The organism is Lutimaribacter pacificus (assembly GCF_900142185.1).
Classification (GTDB): domain Bacteria; phylum Pseudomonadota; class Alphaproteobacteria; order Rhodobacterales; family Rhodobacteraceae; genus Lutimaribacter; species Lutimaribacter pacificus.
Window position 1 is genome coordinate 269297 of record NZ_FQZZ01000005.1, and the last position, 19910, is coordinate 289206.

The window sequence follows — 19910 nt, forward strand, 5'->3', positions numbered from 1 at the left end:
CGCCGCGTTACCGTGCGACAAGCGCGGGCAGGTGCGCCGCAAGCGTATCGAAGGCATCGAAGGCAAAGGTTTTCGGCAGTTCCGCGACCGGGGTCTTGCGATACCCGCGGGTGAACAGGGCAAACGGAATCCGCGCGCGTTGGGCGGTTTCGGCATCCACCTCGCTGTCGCCCACGTAAAGCAGCCGTTCGGTTCCCAGCGCGTCGAACGCCGCCTGCAACGGGGCGGGGTTCGGTTTTTTGACCGGCAGGCTGTCGCCGCCGATCACCACGTCGAAAAAGCCTGTCAGCTCCAGCGCATCGAGGATCTGCATCGACGGGGCACGGAACTTGTTGGTGCACAGGCCAAGGCGATATCCGCACGCCTTCAGATCGGCAAGGCACGACCTGACCCCCGGATAGGGCGTGGACAGATCGGCGGGATGGGCGGTGTAATGGGCCAGCATCGTGGCGGTCATCTCGTCCTGCCGCGCGTCGGGAATGTCGCGCGCCTGCCTGACCAGCCGCACGAGATGGGGGATGCCGTTGCCGACGAAACCGATGATCGTGGCCAGGTCCAGCGGCGCCTCGCCGCAATCGGCCAGCATCCGGTTGGCGGCGGCGTGAATATCGGGCGCGCTGTCGATCAGCGTGCCGTCGAGGTCGAAAACGATTGCGCCTGTCATTGTGCTTTCCATTTTATCGAACATCCCATCGAGGGCACCTGGTCGCGCGGGCCCCGGCCGGTTTCGGCCACCATGCGCATCGCCTCGAACAACTCGCGCCGCGCGTCCGGCGGGGCCGGGTTCCTGCCCGAGGCATCCAGCCGCCCGCGATATTGCAGCCCTCCGCTGGCGTCGAGGCCGAAGAAATCCGGCGTGCAGGCGGCCCCCCAGGCCCGCGCGACCTGCTGGGTTTCGTCATGCAGGTAGGGAAAGGCAAATCCTTTCTCCCGCGCCATTTCCGCCATCTGTTCGAAACCGTCGGCGGGATAGGCCGCGGCATCGTTGGAACAGATCGCCGCAACGCCGGTGCCCAACGCCTGCAGGTCGCGGGCGTCGCGCAGGATGCGATCCAGCACCGCCAGCACATAGGGGCAATGGTTGCAGATGAACATGACCAGCGTGCCCTTCGGCCCGGCGATATCGCTCAGGCCATATGTCCGGCCATCGGTGGCGGGCAGGGTGAAATCCGGGGCTTTCCAGCCGAAATCGCAGACAGGGGGCGTGACGGCCATGACGGCTCCTTTCCTTCAGGCGGGGTGCGGGTGGGCGGCCAGCCGTGCGATGCCTGCCAGCCCGCCCAGATGCGAAACCGTGTCCAGCACGGCCAGCGCGCCGTCGACGTCGAATATCAGCGCCTCAGGCCGCATTCGCCGCCTCGCGGATGGCGCGGATATTGTCGCCATAGGGCGCGGGATTGTCGACCGACCCGCCCCGGAACACCGCCGAGCCCGCCACCAGCACATCCGCCCCCGCCGCGCGCGCAAGGGGCGCGGTGCCGGGATCGACGCCGCCGTCGATCTCGATATGCACGGGGCGGTCACCGATCATGGCGCGCAGGGCGCGGATCTTGGCCGTCATGTCGATGAAGGACTGCCCGCCATAGCCGGGGTTCACCGTCATCACGCAAACCAGATCGGTCAGGTCCAGCAGATGCGCCACCGCGTCGGCCGGGGTGCCGGGGTTCAGCGCGACACCGGCCTTCATCCCCGCGTCGCGAATGGCCTGCAGCGTGCGGTGGATATGCGGCCCGGCCTCGACATGGGCGGTCAGGATATCGGCGCCCGCATCGGCGAAGGCGTCGATATACGGGTCCACCGGCGCGATCATCAGGTGCACGTCCATCACCGTCTTGACATGGCGGCGGAACGCCTTGACCGCGGGCGGCCCGAAGGTGAGGTTGGGCACGAAATGCCCGTCCATCACATCCACATGCACCCAGTCGGCGCCCTGCGCCTCGATCGCCTGTATCTCGCGCCCGAAATCGGCGAAATCGGCGGACAGGATCGACGGGGCGATCTTTACGCTGCGATCAAAGGGCATGGGCGAACCTCCTGAATTCGGGCGCGGCGGTCAGACCGCCAGCGCCCCGTCGCTGTAACGTCTGGCCATCGCATCCAGATCGAGCGGCGTGATCTTCGATGCGTTGCCGGCGGTGCCGAAGCGTTCGAACCGGTCGAGGCACAGCTTTTCCATCTCGTCCATCGCCGGGAGCATGAACTTGCGGGGATCGAACTCGGTCTTCTTTTCCATTGCCACCTTGCGGAACTGCCCGGTGATCGCCATGCGGTTGTCGGTGTCGATATTCACCTTGCGCACGCCCGAGCGGATGCCGCGCTCGATCTCGTCGACGGGAACGCCATAGGTCTGGGGCATCTCGCCACCATACTCGTTGATCAGGTCCTGCAGGTATTGCGGCACCGAGGATGAGCCGTGCATGACAAGGTGCACATTGGGGATCTTGGCGTGGATCGCTTCGATCCGGCTGATGGCCAGGATGTCGCCGGTGGGCTTGCGGCTGAACTTGTAGGCGCCGTGGCTGGTGCCGCAGGCGATGGCCAGCGCGTCGACCTGCGTCTTGGCCACGAAATCCTTTGCCTGGTCGGGATCGGTCAGCAATTGCTCGGCCGTGAGCTTGCCCTCGGCGCCCGATCCGTCCTCTTCCCCCGCCTCGCCGGTTTCGAGCGAACCCAGAACGCCCAGCTCGCCCTCGACCGAGGCGCCGACCCAATGCGCCATGCGGCTGACGCGTTCGGTAATATCCACGTTGTAATCGTAGGAGGCAGGCGTTTTCATGTCGGCCTCGAGCGAACCGTCCATCATCACGCTGGTGAACCCGTGCCGGATCGCCGACAGGCAGGTCTGTTCGTTGTTGCCGTGGTCCTGGTGCATGCAAAGCGGGATATGCGGATACATCTCGGCCAATGCCTGGATCATGTGGCGCAGCATGATGTCGCCGGCATAGGAGCGCGCGCCGCGGCTGGCCTGCATGATGACGGGCGAATCGCATTTCGCCGCCGCCTTCATGATGGCAAGGCCCTGTTCCATGTTGTTGATGTTGAACGCCGGCACGCCATAGCCGTGTTCGGCCGCATGATCGAGCAGTTGACGAAGGGTGATAAGAGCCATGTAAACCTCTCAGGCCGCTTCGGCCGCGCCCTGCAGCGCCGCCACGCCGGGGAGCGTCCTGCCCTCCAGCCATTCCAGGAACGCCCCTCCGGCGGAGGAGACATAGGTGAAGTCGTGGGCAACGTCCGCCGCGTTCAGGGCCGCGACCGTATCGCCGCCCCCCGCGACGGACACCGCCAATCCCTGTCGTGTCAGATCGGCGGCGGTCTGTGCAAGCAGTATGGTGGATTGATCGAAAGGTTGCATCTCGAAAGCGCCCAGCGGGCCGTTCCACAGGATCGTGTTGCAATCGGCCAGCAGCGACTGGAACCGCGCCAGCGCGCGCGGCCCGGCATCGAGGATCATCGCATCCTCGGGGCAGGCATCGGCCGGCACGATGTCATAACGCGCGTTGGGTGCGAAATCGCAGGCGGCCACCACGTCCCCGGGCAGGTGCAATTCGCAGCCCGCGTCGCGGGCCAGCGCCCGGATCTCGCCCACGGTGGCGACCTGGTCGGCCTCGTGCAGCGATTTCCCCATCGGCGCGCCATCGGCATAAAGGAAGGTGTTGGCCATGCCGCCGCCGACGATCACGTGATCGACCCGCGCCACGAGGTTTTTCAGCACCGCGATCTTGGTCGACACTTTCGATCCGCCGACGATGGCCACCGATGGCCGTTTCGGCGCGTCGAGCGCGGTGGCGAGCGCGGTCAGCTCCTCCTGCATCAGCGGGCCGGCAAAGGCGGGCAGCAGGCGGGCGATGGCCTCGGTCGAGGCATGGGCGCGGTGCGCGCAGGAAAACGCGTCGTTGACATAGATATCGCCCAGCCGCGCCAGCGCCATGGCGAAGGCGCGGTCATTCGCGGTTTCACCCGCGTGAAAGCGCAGGTTCTCGCACAGCAGCGCCTGACCGGTCCGCAAGGCCCGCGCCTGTGCCTCAGCCGTCTTGCCGATGCAGGGTTCGGCAAACCCGACCCCGACACCCAGCGCCCGCGACAGCGCAGGGCGCAGCGCATCGACGGAATAGAGCGGGTCCACCGATCCACCTTCGGGTCGCCCGAAATGCGTGAGGATGACCAGCCGCGCGCCCCGGTCGAGCAGCGGGCGCATCCCACCGGCAAAGCGGGCGATGCGGGTGGCATCGGTGATCCGGCCGTTTTCCATCGGCACGTTCAGATCGGCCCGCACCAGCAGGCGCTTGCCGGTCACGTCGGCATCCATGATCGAAGGGATCGGCATCACAGCAGCCCCCGCGCGGTGTCGGCCACGGCCTGCGGCGTGATGCCGAAATGGGCGTAAAGCGCCTCGGCCGGGGCCGATGCGCCGAACCCGTCCATGCCCACAAACCCGTCCTCTGGGCGCAGAACGGCGTCCCATCCCATGCGGATCGCGGCCTCGACGCCGACGCGCGGGGCGTCGCCCAACACGGTTTGGCGATAGTCCGCATCCTGCTGCGCGAACAGCTCGAACGAGGGCGCCGACACCACGGCGGCCCTGATACCCTCATCCGCCAGCCTGTCCGCCGCCGACATGGCGATCTCCACCTCCGACCCGGTGGCGATCAGCGTCACGTCGCGCGCGCCATCGGTGTCGCGCAGCACATAGGCGCCGCCGGCCGACAGGTTTTCGCCCGCCGCCTTGCGCAGCGCGGGCAGGCCCTGCCGCGACAGCGCCAGCAGCACCGGCGTTTCACGCGCGGCCAGCGCGATTTCCCACGCTTCGGCGGTTTCCATCGCGTCGCAGGGGCGCAGCACCGTCAGGTTCGGGATCGCGCGGAGCGAGGCCAGCGTTTCCACCGGCTGGTGGGTCGGCCCGTCCTCGCCCAGCCCGATACTGTCATGGGTCATGACGAAGACGCCCGGCACCCGCACCAGCGCGGCCAGCCGGATCGCCGGGCGGGCGTAATCGGCGAAGACAAGAAAGGTGCCGCCATAGGGACGGAACAGGCCCGACAGGGCGATGCCGTTCATCGCGGCGGACATGCCGAATTCGCGGATGCCGTAATGGATGTAGCGGCCAGCGAAATCCCCGGGCGTCACCGGTTGCAGCCCCTTGGTCTGCGTCAGGTTCGATCCCGTCAGGTCGGCCGAGCCGCCGATGGTGAAGGGCAGGGCGGCATTCACCACCTCCAGCGCCATCTGGCTGGCCTTGCGGGTGGCGAGTTTTGGCTGTTCGGCAGCCAGTTGCGCCTTGTATTCCGCCATCGCCCGGGTCAGGGGCGCGCAATCCTGCGCCAGGTGCGCCGCGAATTCTGCCCGGCAGGGCGCGGTTTCAAGCTGCCTGTCCCATGCCGCCCGCGCCATCGCCCCGCGCGCCGCGATGCGGTGCCAGGCGTCATAGACATCCTCGGGGATTTCGAAGGGCGGATGCGCCCATCCCAGCGCCTTGCGGGCCTCGGCGATTTCCGCATCGCCCAGCGGGGCGCCATGCACGTCATGGCCGCCCTGCTTGTTGGGGGCGCCGTATCCGATCACGGTGCGGCAGGCGATCAGGGTCGGGCGGGGATCGGCGCGCGCGACTTGCACCGCCTGCGCGATCCGGTCGGTGTCATGCCCGTCCGCCGACAGCACATGCCAGCCCGCCGCCGCGAAACGCGCCTTCTGGTCGGTTGAGGTCGACAGGTCGGTATCGCCGTCGATGGTGATCCGGTTGTCGTCCCACAGCACGATCAGGTGGCCGAGGCCCAGATGCCCGGCCATGTCGATCGCCTCGTGGCTGACGCCCTCCATCAGGCAGCCGTCGCCCGCGATCACATAGGTGAAGTGGTCGATCAGATCGCCGAACCGCGCGTTTCCCATCCGTTCCGACAGCGCCATGCCCAGGGCGGTGGCGATCCCCTGTCCCAGCGGGCCGGCCGTCACCTCGATCCCCCTGGCGTGGCCGTATTCCGGGTGGCCCGCCGTGCGGCTGCCCATCTGGCGAAAGGCGCGGATCTGGTCCATGCCCATGTCGTCATAGCCCAGCAGGTGATGGATCGCGTAAAGCAGCATCGAGCCATGCCCCGCCGACAAAACGAAGCGGTCGCGGTTGGGCCAGTCTGGCGCGGCGGGGTCGAGCGTGATGAAACGGTTGAACAGCACGGTGGCCACGTCGGCCATGCCCATCGGCATACCGGGATGACCGGAATTGGCGGCCTGCACGGCATCCATCGCCAGCGCGCGGATCGCGTTGGCCATCCGGCGTTCATCGGCCTGTGTCATCCGGGCGGTCATGGCAAATCTCCGTCAGCTGCGCGCCTTGCGCGCGGTTGTCACAAGCCGTTCGATCAGCGGGGTCAGGATCAGCTGCATCGCCAGGTCCAGCTTGTTGCCCGGGATCACGATCGAATTCGCCCGGCTCATCCATGAGCCATGGATCATCGAGGTGAGATAGGGAAAGTCGATGCCGCGCGGATTGCGGAACCGGATCACGATCAGGCTTTCGTCTGGGGTGGGTATCCAGCGCGCCACGAACGGGTTCGAGGTGTCCACCATCGGCACGCGCTGGAAATTGATGTCGGTTTCGGTGAATTGCGGGCAGATGCAATGCACATAGGCGTGCATCCGGCGCAGGATCGTATCGGTCACCGCCTCGGTCGAATAGCCGCGCGATTCCCGGTCGCGGTGGATCTTCTGTATCCATTCCAGGTTGATCACCGGCACCACCCCGATCTTGAGGTCCGCCAGCGCGGGCAGGTTGACCTGGTCGTTCACGACCGAGCCGTGCAGCCCCTCGTAGAACAGCAGGTCCGAGCCTTCGGGAAACGGCGCCCATGCGGTGAATTCGCCGGGCGGCACGCCGGTTTTCTCCGCCTCTTCGGCGTCATGCACATAGGTCCGCGTGCGGCCCATGCCGGTTTCGCCATAATCGCGAAAAACACGCTCAAGCTCGGCCAGTTCGTTGGCGTCGTAGGAGAAATGCGAAAACGTGTGGTCGCCCTTGGCCTGCCGCCGCTCAAGCTCGGCGCGCATGTCGGCGCGGTTGTAGCGGTGAAAGGCGTCGCCCTCGATGGTGACGGCGGTGATCCCCTCGCGGCGAAAGATCTGTTCGAAGGTCTTTTTCACGGTCGAGGTGCCGGCCCCGGACGATCCCGTGACGCTGATGATCGGGTGCTTGGTGCTCATGGTCTGGGTCCTTGCGTCGTGTCAGCTGCGGAACAGGCCGCGCTTGCCGAATAGCGCGGAGGTTTCCGAGGATGGCAGGTCGTGATAGGCGGCCAGGCGCGCCACCTTGTTGGCCGAGCCGAAAACGAAGGGCGTGCGCGCGTGCAGGCTGTCGGGCAGGGCGTCCAGCACGTTTTCCCGCCCGTCGGTGGCGCGGCCGCCGGCCTGCTCGATCAGGAACGCGATCGGCGCGCATTCATAGACAAGGCGCAGCCGCCCGTTCCGGTATCCGGGGCGGTCGTCGCCGGGATAGAGGAAGATACCGCCCCGGCCCAGGATGCGGTGGGTTTCCGCCACCAGCGAGGCGATCCAGCGCATGTTGAAATCGGTGCCGGTCGGCCCCTCGGAGCCGGCCACGCGGTCGTCGATATAGGCCCGGATCGGCGCGCCCCAGTGGCGGTAGTTCGAGGCGTTGATCGCGTATTCGGTGGCCTCCGCCGGGATCGGGGCGATCCGGCCGGTCAGGACGAACCGCCCCGTGTCGGGGTCCAGCACGTATTTCAGCACGCCGTCGCCAAAGGTCACGATCAGCGCGCATTGCGGGCCATAGATCGCGTAGCCTGCCGCCAGCAGCGCTCGCCCGCGGCGCAGGAAGGACGCGTCGGGCGTGGCCTCGGCGGGGTAGATGCCGAAGATCGTGCCGATCGAGACGTTGGTGTCGATATTGGACGACCCGTCCAGCGGGTCGATGGCGATGGCGAACCGCCCCTGCGGGTTCAGGGTGACGACGCTGTCCTGTTCTTCCGAGGCATAGTGGCGCGCCTCGCCGCCCTTGAGCGCAGCCATGAAGGCGGCATCCGCGATCACGTCCAGCGCCTTTTGCGCGTCGCCATCGCTATTGGTGCCGGCGGCCGAGCCGAGATGTTCCGAGATGCCGCCGCGCGCGATGCGGCGGGCCAGTTCCGCCGCGACGCCGGCGATCCGGTCGATTTCGGCGGCCAGCGCCGGGTCCGCCCCGTGGGGCATCTGGTCGAGTGCCTGCATGTTTGCTGTCCTCCCGAAACGGAGGTTGCAAAAATCCGAAATTTTAAGAAATTTAATAATTGCAAACTCGGATTAGAGGTTTTCGAAGCATGCGGATCGACGCCATCACCCTGAAACAGTTGCGCGCCCTGATGGCCGTCGCCCGCAGCGGCTCGCTGACGCTGGCGGCGGCCGAGCTGCACCAGACGCCGCCGACAATTCACAGCCAGATCAGGAACTTGGAGGTCGCAGTGGGCCAACCCCTGCTGCAGCGGGCGGCGGATGGGGCGGGGTTCCGCACCACCCCGGCCGGGCGCGAGATCCTGACCGCCGCGCAGCGGATCGAGGCGAATTTGTCGCAGGCCGAACGGCAGGTCACCGCCCTGTCGCAGGGCAAAAGCGGCCATGTCGTGCTGGGCACGGTGTCCACCGCCAAGTATTTCGCGCCGCGCCTTGTGCGCATGTTGCAGGACCGCGTGCCCGATATCGGGATCACCCTGAAGGTCGCCAACCGGTCCGAGGTGATCGCCGCGATCGACCGGCACGAATACGACCTGGCGATCATGGGCCGCCCGCCGCGCAGCGCCCTGCGCAACGCCATGCCGCTGGGCCCGCATCCCCACGGGATCGTGCTGCCGCCCGATCATCCCCTTGCGCGGCAGGACGGCTATGATCCGGCGCGGCTGCTGCAGGAAACCTTTCTCAGCCGCGAGGAAGGTTCGGGCACCCGCATCCTGATGGAACGCTTTATCGACCGGCTGGCCGAGGGCAACCCCCCCCGCAAGGTGGTCATGCCCTCGAACGAGACCATCAAGCAGGCGGTGCTGGCGGGGCTGGGGATCGGGTTCCTGTCATTGCATACCGTGCATGACGAGCTGGAATCGGGCCGGCTGGCGCTGCTGCGCGGCCCCGACCTGCCGGTGATGCGGCACTGGTACCTGATCTATGGCCGGGACAAGGATGGCGAGGTGCCGCGCGCCACGCAACGCTGCGCCGACGCCATCGAGGACATGGCCGGCGCCTACCTGCCGCGCCTTCGGTGACGCGGACATCGTCCAGCAGGTCTTTCATGGCGGCGGTCCTTCCCTGTTGCGGGGACGCCCCAAGGGGGCGCCCCTGTCTCAGACCATGTCGCCGCGATAGACGACCATGTTGGCGCCCTGGCCCTGGGTGAAGTTGTCGTATCCCAGCAGCCGCACATGGTGTTTGGGGTTGGCCGTGTGGCAGGCATCGAGTTCGGCCAGGATGGCATCGACATCGGTTTCGCCGAACATCGGCAGTTTCCACATGTACCAGTAGTAATCCGAAGCGTTTTCCGGCTCGGTATGTTCGATCGCCGGGTTCCAGCCGTTGTCGACGATCCACTGAACCTGCTTGCGGGTCTGATCCGGGGTCATCTCGGGCAGGTAGGAAAAGGTTCCCATCTTGCGGCTGGCCGGATCGGACAGGCGCGAGGGATAGTCCTGAATGGTGCTCATTGTCTTGGTCCTTTGATGTCTGGTGTCCGGTCGGGGCTCAGCGGTGCTGAACGTCCAGCTTGTCGACGGTGTCGAACTCGAACCTGATTTCCTTCCAGGTCTCCATCGCGGCCTTCAGCTCGGGCGAGTGCCTTGCGGCGGCCATCAGGATGTCCTTGCCTTCCTTCTCGATCTCGCGGCCCTCGTTGCGGGCCTGCACGCAGGCTTCGAGCGCGACACGGTTCGCCGCGGCGCCCGCCGCGTTGCCCCAGGGATGGCCCAGCGTGCCACCGCCGAACTGCAGAACCGAGTCGTTGCCGAAGATCGAGACCAGCGCCGGCATGTGCCAGACATGGATGCCGCCCGAGGCGACCGGGAACACGCCGGGCATCGAGCCCCAGTCCTGATCAAAGAAGATACCCATGCTGCGGTCCTCCTTCACGAACTTGTCGCGCATCAGGTTGATCCAGCCCAGCGTGGCGTTGCGGTCGCCCTCCAGCTTGCCGACCACGGTGCCGGAATGCAGGTGGTCGCCCCCCAGCAGGCGCAACAGCTTGGCCAGAACGCGAAAATTGATGCCGTGATTGGGGTTGCGGTCCAGAACGGCGTGCATCGCGCGGTGGACATGCAGCAGCATCCCGTTGTCGCGGCACCACCTGGACAGCGAATTATGCGCCGCCCATCCCAGCGTCAGGTAATCCGACATGATGATCGGCGTGCCGATTTCCCTGGCGAATTCGGCGCGCTGGAACATGTCTTCGACGGTGGGCGCGGTGACGTTCATGTAATGGCCCTTGCGCTCGCCGGTTTCGGCCTGCGCCTTGTCGATCGCCTCCTGGCAGAACAGGAACCGGTCGCGCCAGCGCATGAAGGGCTGCGAATTGACGTTTTCGTCGTCCTTGGAAAAATCCAGGCCCCCGCGCAGCACTTCGTAAACCGCGCGCCCGTAGTTCTTGGCCGACAGGCCCAGCTTGGGCTTGATGGTGCAGCCCAGCAGCGGGCGGCCATACTTGCCCATCTTGTCGCGTTCGACATGGATGCCGTGCGGCGGGCCGAAGCAGGTCTTCACGAACCAGATTGGAAAGCGCACGTCCTCCAGCCGCAGGCTGCGCACCGCCTTGAAGCCGAACACGTTGCCCACGATCGAGGTAAAGACGTTCACGACCGACCCTTCCTCGAACAGGTCGGCGGGGTAGGCGATGAAGGCATAGAACGCTTCGTCCTGGCCCGGCACGTCCTCGATCCGGTAGGCGCGGCCCTTGTAATGATCGAGGTCGGTCAGCAGGTCGGTCCAGACCGTCGTCCAGGTGCCGGTCGAGCTTTCGGCGGCGACGGCGGCGGCGGCCTCTTCGCGCGGCACGCCATCCTGCGGAATGACCTTGAAGACGGCCAGGATGTCGGTTTCCGTGATCGAATATTCCGGCTCCCAGTAGGTCGAGCGGTAGTCCTTGACACCGGCATCGTATTTCTTGGGGGTGTGCACATTCATGGTTCGGTTCTCCTCCCGCGGGCCGGCATGGGGCGGGCCGCTTCCTCACCGCGCAGCAAGCCACGGCCGGAGACTAAACAAAAATGAATAGTTTTGATTTTCAGAATAGAGTATTATTTATTCATGAGGTATTCGCTCCGACAACTCCAGATATTTCAGGAGGTTGCGCGCCACCTGTCCTACACGCGCGCGGCCGAGGCGCTGAACCTGACGCAGCCCGCGGTATTCGCGCAGGTGCGCCAGCTTGAGGATCAGACCGGCCACAAGCTGATCGAACGGCTGGGCAAGGCCCTGTTCCTGACCGAGGCGGGCGAAACGGTGCTGGCCTCGGCGCAGCGGATGCTGGACGAGGTGGCCAGCCTCGATATGCGGCTGGCCGAGATGCAGGGGCTGGCGCGCGGGCGGCTGCGGCTGGCGGTGGTGTCGACCGCGAAATACGACATTCCCGCGCGGATCGGCGCGTTCAACGCCGGTTATCCCGGTATCGAGGTCGCGCTGACCGTCTGCAACCGCGAGGAGTTGCTGGCCCGTTTCGCGCGCAATGCCGACGACCTCTATATCCTGGGCACCCCGCCCGAGGGGCTGGCGGCCGATGTCGAACGCTATGCCGAGAACCCGCTGGTGGTGATCGCGCCGCCCGGTCATCCGCTGGCGGGGCGCGACGGGCTGGGCATGAAGGACCTTGCGCGCTACCCGTTCCTGATGCGCGAAAGCGGCTCGGGCACGCGGCTGGCGGCGGAGCGGTGTTTCCAGGATGCCGGCGCCAGCCCCAGTGTGCGGCTGGAACTGGGCGCCAACGAGGCGGTCAAGCAGGGGGTGATCGCCGGGCTGGGCCTGTCGGTCCTCAGCCGCGCCACCGTGGCGCTGGAGCTGCGGCACGGCTATCTGCGGGAATTGGATGTCGCGCCGTTCCCGATCGTCCGGCACTGGCACGTCGCATGGCCCCGCGGCAAACGCCTGACGCTTGCCTCCGAAGCGTTCCTGGGGCAGTTGCGGCAGGACGGCGCAAAGGGTGGTTCCGAAGCCGCCCGGCACGTAGTATGACAGCCGCCGACCGCGCGACAGGAGACCGCCAGATGCCACGCACAGCCGCCAACAGGGCCGCCCGCCTGTCCGTTGCGCCCATGATGGATTGGACGGTTATCTCTTTATTTACTCTATGAAATCAATCAACAAGGCAATCATCGCCTGTACCAAGTACCAAATTTTCGTTTGGTGCGGGCCGATGTGCCTAGAGGAAGATCGAGGGATCAGGGCGTGTCCCAAGGTCTGGCTGTCCGCATACTGGGCCAAAATCTAGTCGGAAAAATTTCCTCAGATGCGTGTTGCCTCGCGACCTATGCCCATCCCTCAAGCTGATACTATCGTGCGCCTAGGTGGAGTTCACTGCTGTCATCTGGGGTGTCTGCAAAGCGCCCGATCTCGGTCATTCCGCCGCTCGGTAGCAGCGCCGGAAAGCTGCCGCTCGATACGGCAAGCAGAGACGGACAGGGAGGGCGATGAGCCGGCATTCGCTACAGCACTGACCAATGGCCGCTTCAGGGCGGGCTGCGGAATGGCCGGTTCTAGCTACCTGCCCGACAGAACCGGACATTCGAAGAGGGGGCAAGCGGAGTGGCGGGCGGCGCATTGATGACTTTCGGCCGTCAGGAGATGGAGGACGGCTTCAGGCTATGGTCGTAGTGGCTACTCGGGCAACAGTTTCCCTAAGCCTCGCCCGACCAGGGCGGAAATCTCGCTTGGACGGTAAGAAGCCGCTAGCAACCGGTTCTCATCATCGGATAGACTGTTTGTGAAGCCGTCCCAACCCTTCTCAACGGCAACTTGGTTGAGGCGTCCTAGACCTTCTGTAAGGCGCGGATCGGCTTCGGGTGCGCCCGCCTCTTGGGGAAGCCATTCAGTAAATTCAGGGCGAAGAGTGCGGATGATATCCAGTGTCACGCCACCAAAGCCACCAGAAAGATATACGGGCTGTCGCCGCTCCAGAGACAGCAGGACTTCTTCCACGATCCCCGGCATCTTCCCTTCGAACCCTGCCCGCTTTCCGCCGACGACGATGCGCGCGCTCGTATTGCCCGTCATATATTCACGAAGACCGGTGAGCGCTGCGGCTCGCTCTTCCGCAGGGAAGTCTTCCTGCTGTGCGCCTTCCACCGGGCCGTCAAGACGTTTGCCATCCGGCGCGAGGAAGTGGATTTCACCGAAAAGCCCAAGAAACTCATTCTGCTCGGCTATTTGTTCGGCACTCATCCGTCGGTGCACTGTCCACGCTAGACACACCTTTAGCGGTCTATCGCGCCGCCCATAGCGGTGCAGTTCATCGATAAGGAATGCCGTAATGCCTTCTGGTTGCAGGTGGCCCCCGTAGTAAAGATCGCCACCCGCGATAACGACCGTTCGAGCGAGTTCACCCAGGGTCATCCTGAAATGCGTCTCTGTCAGCCCCAAACGGTCAAGGTCTGGGCTATCGGAAACCGAAATCCCCAGCCGTTTGCCCTTTAGCGCATCGGCAGGAAGCAGTTCGGTACGCGGGGTCTCTCCGTTCACAGCTACCCCCCCCTAGTCGCCAGTTGGCGTGGAGTCATGATATCGACCCCACGCCCCAACCGTGTTGTCTGTGCGTAATTAATCAAAACCTCTCTCTCATCTGGACCGAGCGGCGGATCGGGGTGAAGGATGCGGAGGTCGCCTTCCACTCCGGCATCGATCCCTTGCTCAATTCGGGCGTTGATCCAGTGCGATAGGGTCAGGGGTTCCGGCGCATGTGGAGCCCACCAAGCCACGTCCAACTCGGGTCTTTCGCGGGCAAGGTCTCTCTGGTGCATCCATAGCGCTCGCTTCAGACACTCATCCACAAGCAGATTGAGCGCGCGATATACGTCCTTCTTCTGCCAGCGCCCGTCCAGTTTCCGCACGGCGACGCGCGGCACGTGATCCATAAGGAACGAGCCCCGCTCTTCCCCGAAGCCGATAGCGTCCATCATGATGACCGGCATGCCGTGCGTCTTAGCAATCGCCACTTCCCGTTGGCACCACGTCCGGCTGGAATAGAGATCGGTCCGGATCGCGAGCATAGCACTTGTTCCGGCATTGTACGTAAGTGCGGCGTCCCAATCCGTGCCGGGTTGCAGGTCGCTCGCATCGAAATATTCGCGCAGGCGCGTATTGCCGATAACCTCGCGGACGAGGTCGACGAGTGCATCCACATCTTCCCCTTCGACATAGCTGTGCCGTTTGGTGTGACTGATAAAGGCGGTCAGCCTGTCCATCTCGTCCGGCGATATTAGCTGTGCGATGCCTTGCGTCAGGTCACGGCAAAGCATGCTCAGAACATCCTCGCCATGCCGCTCCGGTTGTCCGGCTGCTACGAGTTGATATTTGCCAAGGATACTGCCCAGCTGTGTGCCGCTCGTCGCTCCGTCCGAGAGCAGGTAGGGAAAGACCCCAAATCGCTCCGTCGAGGCCTCTTGGGTTGCCCTTATGGCGGCGATGTAAGCGTGCCAGGCCGAGTTCGTATCCTCGACGCTTGCGGCCAGTTCGGTTCCGAGCAAGGGGACCACCGCAACGAATTTTGCCGGTCTGATGCCGTTCGGGGCGGGGTTCGCTTCCGAGTAAACTGGTCTCGGCGGCGTTCCTGGACCCTCCCATGCTGCACTGCGAAACGAAACCTGGACACCGCCCCCGATCACCCCAGAGAAGGTCGGGCCCTGCATGAAGTGCTCGAAGATGGCATTGGCTGTGTCAGCGCCTGGCCCGTCGCCAGGGTGCCAGACAACGTAGATTTCGAGGATTGGTGGCAGCATGCATGTCCTTTCGCGTTTAGGGCGATCCGTGCTCGCATGACCAGTAGATGTGGTGTATGCTACCATATGGCACACTGTATATCGCTTGCCGGAGAGGATAGCACCAATGCCAGCTCAGACCAAAAATGTATTTATCAGCCACGTCCACAAAGACGACGAGGGGCTTACCGACCTCAAGAACTTGCTCAAGAGCAAGGGCATGGACGTCAGGGACGGCTCGATCACCAACGACAAGCCGAACAACGCAAACTCGCCGGAATACATCAAGTCAGCGATTCTCGGCCCGCGCATCGATTGGGCCGGATGCATGATAGTGTACATCTCGCCTGAAACCAAGAATAGCGAATGGGTGAACTGGGAAATCGAAAGGGCGCACAAGCAGGACAAGACCATCGTCGGGGTGTGGGAGCGCGGTGCCAACGGGTGCGAGGTTCCCGAGGCCTTGGACGAATACGGTCACGCCATTGTCGGCTGGAACGCCGACAAGATCATCGATGCGATTAACGGCGACTACGAGGGCTTCGAAGGTCCCGACGGTACGCCGTCGCCGCAGCGGGCGATCCACCGCCATCCCTGCGGTTGAAGAGGTCGGCGTGCCGATCCTTCATAGCTACATCGTGGCCTATGACAGCGGGTTTGCCCCTAACCCGTTCAACGGCTTCTGCACGCTTGCAACCTGCAAACCCGACATAAGGAAACATGCTGCGCTCGGCGACTGGATCATCGGGACCGGCAGCAACCGGGCAGGCGTGCGCCGCGGCGGGTTTCTGGTCTACGCCATGCGCGTACAAGAAGCACTGACCTTCGCCCAATACTGGAATGATCCGCGCTTTGCCCGTAAGAAGCCCAACCTCGGGGGCAGCTATCGCATGGCTTGCGGTGACAATATCTACAGCCCCAATCCTGCTGAAGGTGGCTGGAACCAACTGAATTCCTACCATAGCCAGAACAACGGATCGCCCTATCAAAAGCACATCAACCGCGACACTTCGGTAGACAGGGTGCTCGTCAGTCAGGACTTCGTCTACTTCGGTGCCGAAGGGCCGGAAGTGCCGGCGGCATTTAGGGATGCCGGTCTGGTACTGGCAGGTAGGGGTCGCCTCAAGATCACGGATACAGCCAAGATCGCAGCCTTCGAAGTATGGCTGAACGACCTTGGCGTACGCGGATACCAGGGTCGGCCATTCGACATGGTTGTGGAGGCGCGAAAACGAAAATGACGGGTACAGGTAAGAGTCCCCACGTGTTGCTGTCCGAATACGAAAAAGCCGTAGCCCCGACGGACCGCTTCCTTGAGAGCGACGTCACCCCGATCTTGCTTGGGCTCTTTGGCGAAGTCGGCAGCGTCATGAGCACGTCCAAAAAGTTTCACAGGGAAAAGGGCGCATTTGCTGGCGGGTACATGCGCGACGTAGAAGAAGAACTTGGCGATACGCTCTGGTATGTCGCTGCCTTGTGCAGGCGGCTCAAACTTGGACTAGCCGACTTGTTCGCCGAGGTTCTCGCTAGCGGGAACTACGCGGTCCACATTGCCGCCAATTCTGATCCTCGCCACCCCGTCGCGCAGGTCATAAGTGCAAGTGACCTTGCCCCGCTCGATACCGTCCTACTGAGATTGGGCGAACGATCGGCCAAACTTCTTGGCGTCGAGATGAGCGCCAAGAAGGCGAAACCGCTCTTACTGGACTTCATAGCGGTTTACATTGAGGCGTTGCAGGCATCCGGCGTGCCCTTTTCGACTGTTCTTGGCGGAAACATTGCCAAGGTGACGGGGCGCTTCGTGAAACCTGCGCCCGAAGACCTGCCGGATTTCGATTCCGCGTTCCCTCCCGAAGAACAATTGCCGCGAACCTTCGAGATCGAAATCACCCAACGTCCGAACGGGCGCAGCTACTTGCGTTGGCACGGGGTCTTCATCGGCGACCCCCTCTCTGACAACATCGCCGATCCCGATGGCTATCGGTTTCACGATGTATTTCATTTCGCCAATGCTGCAATCCTGCACTGGTCTCCAACCTTCCGTGCGCTCATCAAGCACAAGCGCAAGAGCAAGCCAAAAGTCGATGAGGCCCAGGATAGCGGTCGTGCCATTGTCGTGGACGAGGGCGTGTCTGCATACATTTTCTCGCAGGCCAAGACACTCAACTTCTTCGAAGGCCAAAATTCCGTTTCTTTCGATTTACTCAAGGCGATCCAAAACTTCGTGCGCGGATATGAGGTGGAGCAATGCCCCCTCAATCTCTGGGAGAACGCAATCTTGCAGGGATATGACGTGTTCCGGCAGATGCGCCAGAACGATGGCGGTATTGTCATCGGCAACAGAGACGAGAGAACAATTCTATATAAACCGCTGAGGGGAGAAAGAACGTGAGCGCAAAGGACATACTTAGTGCTTTAGGACAGCTTGATTTCGAGAACACCTTTAATCCCTACTTTGACAGATGCCCAGTCCATGATGCTGCGGGAGCTCCCGAACTGCGGAGCTACTATCTCGTTGAAATGCTCGAACGGGCAGCGTCGAGCAATCTGGATGCGATTTGGGTGGGGCGCGATCTCGGGTATCGCGGTGGCCGGAGAACCGGCCTTGCCCTGACTGACGACATCCACTTTTCCGATCACCTGGTCCGGTGGGGCCTCGAGCCCAAGAGACCGACGTCCGGCGCACCTGTACCTGAAAGAACGGCAGCGGCGATTTGGGACATCTTGATGCGGGTCAGGGTGCCGGTGTTCTTGTGGAACGTCTTTCCGCTTCACCCCTACGAAGGTGGCGATCCGTTCTCGAATCGCGCACACAACGCTCGTGAACGTAAGGCCGGAACCGATATCCTGATTAACATCGTGCACTACCTTAAGCCGCAACGGCTCGTTGCGGTCGGAAACGATGCCTTCAATGTTCTCTCCAATGCGCTTCCCGACGAGAAAGTCTTCAAGGTTCGTCATCCGAGTTACGGTGGACAAAACGAGTTCCTGAAAGCCATGCGGGACCTATACGCAGACACATTGATTGAAACGGAGCTCGACCTCTTTTCTGTGGGCATATCCAACGACCAGCTCGAGTGTCCGAATAGAGGCGAACCCACAACTGGTCGATCGCGCGTCTTCGCTAAGGAGCAGCTAGCGGACTGGCAGGTTTCGAGAACTAGCCGTCCAAAGCGGTCATCTGCAAATCCAGAGCGAACCGTCGCTTCTGACGCACGTTTACCGTTCGGGTGCTCGCGGTAAAGAACCGGACGCAGCCCTCTTCCGTCGCTCAAGCGAGCTGAATCATCCTTCGGGGCGTTGATCCGAAGGTAGGGAAGCTGTTTGAATTCGCCGCTCGATCCGGAATTCGGATGTTGTTGCGCGGCTCTGGATTGGGCGTCCACAAGTGTCGCGTTGGGCGGCATTCGCGATGTTATGGCTTCGTCAGAGCTTGCTTGAGATGGCCCTTAAGGCGATAAATGCGGCGCGCCTCTCACCGAAGGCGGAGGGAAATTGATGGGGCAAGTTCGAAGAAAATGTTTCATTTCTTATCACCACGCGGATCAAGCGGCGGTTACTCAGTTCATTCGTGACTTTGACCAAACACACGACTGTTTTATCGCGCGTGGGCTGGGCGAACAAATGCCTGGTGACGTGATCCAAAGCACTGACACTAATTATGTAATGTCGAAGATTCGAGAGCGGTTCCTCTCAGACTCGACGGTAACAATAGTCTTGATGGGTGGCTGCACCTGGTCTAGGCGTTACGTCGATTGGGAGATCCAATCATCACTGCGCCGGGGGCAAACCGCAACGCCGAATGGCCTGCTCGGCATCAAGTTGCGTTCGTTTACGAGCTTTCCTCCACGTTTTGAAAGCAATTTGTCATCGGATTGGCCGAGGATGGATTGCTATGCTCGCCACATGGACTATCCGACTTCGAGCCAAGCCCTTTCCGACGCAATAGAGGCGGCCTATGCGCGCCGGACAACTCATGACCATTTAATCGTAAACCCCCGCGACCGAATGAGCTACAACCGGCAGTGTTGATGACTAGTCCGACGCAACCGCCACAGAAAGTCGCGGGCGATCTGTTCTCTTCATATCTTCTAACCGTCAATAGTTCTCCGGCAAAAATCCGAAAGGCGCTCAATGTATTGGTTCGCGGAAAGGCTGGATAGCTGAGTGATTATCTATACAACAAAGGAAGAATTTCGACAATTCTCGAATGAATTACCTCTCAACGAGAGAACGGAGCTGCGCAAAAGAGCGCAGGCGCGTTCCCCGGAGGGAGCAACATTTCTGTCGCACTCTAGCAAAGACGAGGACCTTGTCGTAGGGGCCATCCGCATCTTAGAAAATCATGGTGCCGTCGTTTATATAGACAAAAAGGATCCGGAGCTGCCACCTTATACTTCTGAGCAGACTGCCCTAACATTGAAAAGGCGTATCGAGCAGACTAGAAAGTTTGTTCTTCTCGCTACGGAAAATAGCAAAGAAAGCAAATGGGTGCCGTGGGAATTGGGTATCGCGGACGGTAAGAAAGGGCTAAATAGGATAGCTCTTTTCCCTGCCGTTGATGATCGGAATGATAATTCATGGACCACGTGGGAGTATATGGGGCTTTATCATCGTATCGTTTGGGGTGACCTTGTAGGCTACGAGAAACGCCTTTGGATGGTTCTTGATGAAAAGAGAAACACAGCCATACCCCTGTCTAAGTGGCTCAACGGTTGAGTAGGGAGCCACGAACTAGTTGCTCCACGGCAGACTTTGGCCCTCTTCCCTCCGCACTGCAGCGATGCGGCCCAGGCACTTTCTACACATTGTGACCGGCTACCCAGCCGCAGCCAATGGTTGTTTCCCGCCCGGTATTGACCGCTCTCGCTCGCCGTGGCGAACGGCTGCCTACTGACCTGCCCCCCGCGAAATCCCTCATCATGATGTAGAGTCTGCCCAACCTTGAAGGAGCAGACGAATGCGAAAGAGCCGTTTTACCGAGGCGCA

The 19910-nt window shown here is 62.6% G+C and carries 20 protein-coding genes; 8 read left to right on the forward strand and 12 right to left on the reverse strand.

All coding sequences use genetic code 11. From position 1 onward, the window contains the following. Positions 1 to 7 precede the first annotated feature (7 nt). The 8 genes from gph to F3H87_RS14715 all read right to left on the reverse strand — a co-directional run bounded on the left by gph (position 8) and on the right by F3H87_RS14715 (position 8214). On the reverse strand, positions 8 to 664 hold the full coding sequence (gene gph / locus F3H87_RS14680) for a phosphoglycolate phosphatase (protein ID WP_149787637.1): 657 nt from the start codon (positions 662 to 664) through the stop codon (positions 8 to 10). Beyond that, on the reverse strand, positions 661 to 1215 hold the full coding sequence (locus F3H87_RS14685; RefSeq protein ID WP_149787638.1) for a thioredoxin family protein: 555 nt from the start codon (positions 1213 to 1215) through the stop codon (positions 661 to 663). The genes gph and F3H87_RS14685 overlap by 4 nt, the downstream gene beginning before the upstream one ends. 124 nt (positions 1216 to 1339) lie before the next feature. After that, entirely contained in the window at positions 1340 to 2023 is a 684-nt protein-coding gene (gene rpe / locus F3H87_RS14690; protein ID WP_149787639.1) for a ribulose-phosphate 3-epimerase, read from the reverse strand. 30 nt (positions 2024 to 2053) lie between these two features. Further along, positions 2054 to 3109, reverse strand: coding sequence for a class II fructose-bisphosphate aldolase (gene fba, locus F3H87_RS14695; RefSeq protein WP_149787640.1), 1056 nt, complete (start codon positions 3107 to 3109; stop codon positions 2054 to 2056). A 9-nt stretch (positions 3110 to 3118) separates the two neighbouring features. Continuing rightward, positions 3119 to 4327, reverse strand: coding sequence for a phosphoglycerate kinase (locus tag F3H87_RS14700; RefSeq protein ID WP_149787641.1), 1209 nt, complete (start codon positions 4325 to 4327; stop codon positions 3119 to 3121). Next, a complete protein-coding gene (tkt, locus tag F3H87_RS14705; RefSeq protein ID WP_223228076.1) occupies positions 4327 to 6300 on the reverse strand; it encodes a transketolase in 1974 nt (657 codons plus the stop codon). The genes F3H87_RS14700 and tkt overlap by 1 nt, the downstream gene beginning before the upstream one ends. A 12-nt stretch (positions 6301 to 6312) precedes the next feature. Further along, positions 6313 to 7191: a phosphoribulokinase gene (locus F3H87_RS14710; protein ID WP_149787642.1), complete on the reverse strand. Its 879-nt coding sequence runs from the start codon at positions 7189 to 7191 to the stop codon at positions 6313 to 6315. Positions 7192 to 7212: 21 nt separating this feature from the next. Next, on the reverse strand, positions 7213 to 8214 hold the full coding sequence (locus tag F3H87_RS14715; protein ID WP_149787643.1) for a class 1 fructose-bisphosphatase: 1002 nt from the start codon (positions 8212 to 8214) through the stop codon (positions 7213 to 7215). Positions 8215 to 8303: 89 nt separating this feature from the next. Here F3H87_RS14715 and F3H87_RS14720 point away from each other — a divergent pair, with 89 nt between their 5' ends. Beyond that, a complete protein-coding gene (locus F3H87_RS14720) occupies positions 8304 to 9236 on the forward strand; it encodes a LysR family transcriptional regulator (RefSeq protein WP_149787644.1) in 933 nt (310 codons plus the stop codon). A 78-nt stretch (positions 9237 to 9314) separates the two neighbouring features. On the opposite strand, the gene F3H87_RS14725 is transcribed toward F3H87_RS14720, so the two are convergent. Together F3H87_RS14725 and F3H87_RS14730 are read right to left on the reverse strand one after the other, a co-directional pair. After that, positions 9315 to 9671, reverse strand: coding sequence for a ribulose bisphosphate carboxylase small subunit (locus F3H87_RS14725; protein ID WP_149787645.1), 357 nt, complete (start codon positions 9669 to 9671; stop codon positions 9315 to 9317). Between the two features lie 37 nt (positions 9672 to 9708). Beyond that, a complete protein-coding gene (locus F3H87_RS14730; protein WP_149787646.1) occupies positions 9709 to 11139 on the reverse strand; it encodes a form I ribulose bisphosphate carboxylase large subunit in 1431 nt (476 codons plus the stop codon). 123 nt (positions 11140 to 11262) lie between these two features. On the opposite strand from F3H87_RS14730, the gene F3H87_RS14735 reads away from it, so the two are divergent. Continuing rightward, entirely contained in the window at positions 11263 to 12183 is a 921-nt protein-coding gene (locus tag F3H87_RS14735) for a LysR family transcriptional regulator (RefSeq protein WP_149787647.1), read from the forward strand. Positions 12184 to 12825: 642 nt separating this feature from the next. Here F3H87_RS14735 and F3H87_RS14740 read toward each other — a convergent pair. Further along, on the reverse strand, positions 12826 to 13686 hold the full coding sequence (locus tag F3H87_RS14740; RefSeq protein WP_149787648.1) for a hypothetical protein: 861 nt from the start codon (positions 13684 to 13686) through the stop codon (positions 12826 to 12828). A 2-nt stretch (positions 13687 to 13688) separates the two neighbouring features. Continuing rightward, positions 13689 to 14942 (reverse strand): hypothetical protein, encoded by a 1254-nt coding sequence (locus tag F3H87_RS14745; protein WP_149787649.1) that lies wholly within the window; start codon positions 14940 to 14942, stop codon positions 13689 to 13691. A 106-nt stretch (positions 14943 to 15048) separates the two neighbouring features. Here F3H87_RS14745 and F3H87_RS14750 point away from each other — a divergent pair, with 106 nt between their 5' ends. The 6 genes from F3H87_RS14750 to F3H87_RS14775 all read left to right on the forward strand — a co-directional run bounded on the left by F3H87_RS14750 (position 15049) and on the right by F3H87_RS14775 (position 19640). Continuing rightward, positions 15049 to 15525: a TIR domain-containing protein gene (locus F3H87_RS14750; protein ID WP_149787650.1), complete on the forward strand. Its 477-nt coding sequence runs from the start codon at positions 15049 to 15051 to the stop codon at positions 15523 to 15525. Between the two features lie 10 nt (positions 15526 to 15535). After that, on the forward strand, positions 15536 to 16162 hold the full coding sequence (locus F3H87_RS14755; RefSeq protein WP_149787651.1) for an Nmad2 family putative nucleotide modification protein: 627 nt from the start codon (positions 15536 to 15538) through the stop codon (positions 16160 to 16162). 23 nt (positions 16163 to 16185) lie between these two features. Further along, entirely contained in the window at positions 16186 to 17313 is a 1128-nt protein-coding gene (locus F3H87_RS14760) for a nucleoside triphosphate pyrophosphohydrolase family protein (RefSeq protein ID WP_223228077.1), read from the forward strand. Then, positions 17310 to 18164, forward strand: a complete 855-nt coding sequence (locus tag F3H87_RS14765; RefSeq protein ID WP_149787653.1) for a uracil-DNA glycosylase — start codon at positions 17310 to 17312, stop codon at positions 18162 to 18164. Before F3H87_RS14760 ends, F3H87_RS14765 begins: the two co-directional genes overlap by 4 nt. Before the next feature lie 255 nt (positions 18165 to 18419). Then, positions 18420 to 18953: a TIR domain-containing protein gene (locus tag F3H87_RS22170; RefSeq protein ID WP_149787698.1), complete on the forward strand. Its 534-nt coding sequence runs from the start codon at positions 18420 to 18422 to the stop codon at positions 18951 to 18953. Positions 18954 to 19088: 135 nt separating this feature from the next. Then, positions 19089 to 19640, forward strand: coding sequence for a toll/interleukin-1 receptor domain-containing protein (locus F3H87_RS14775; protein ID WP_149787654.1), 552 nt, complete (start codon positions 19089 to 19091; stop codon positions 19638 to 19640). The last annotated feature ends 270 nt before the right edge of the window (positions 19641 to 19910 follow it).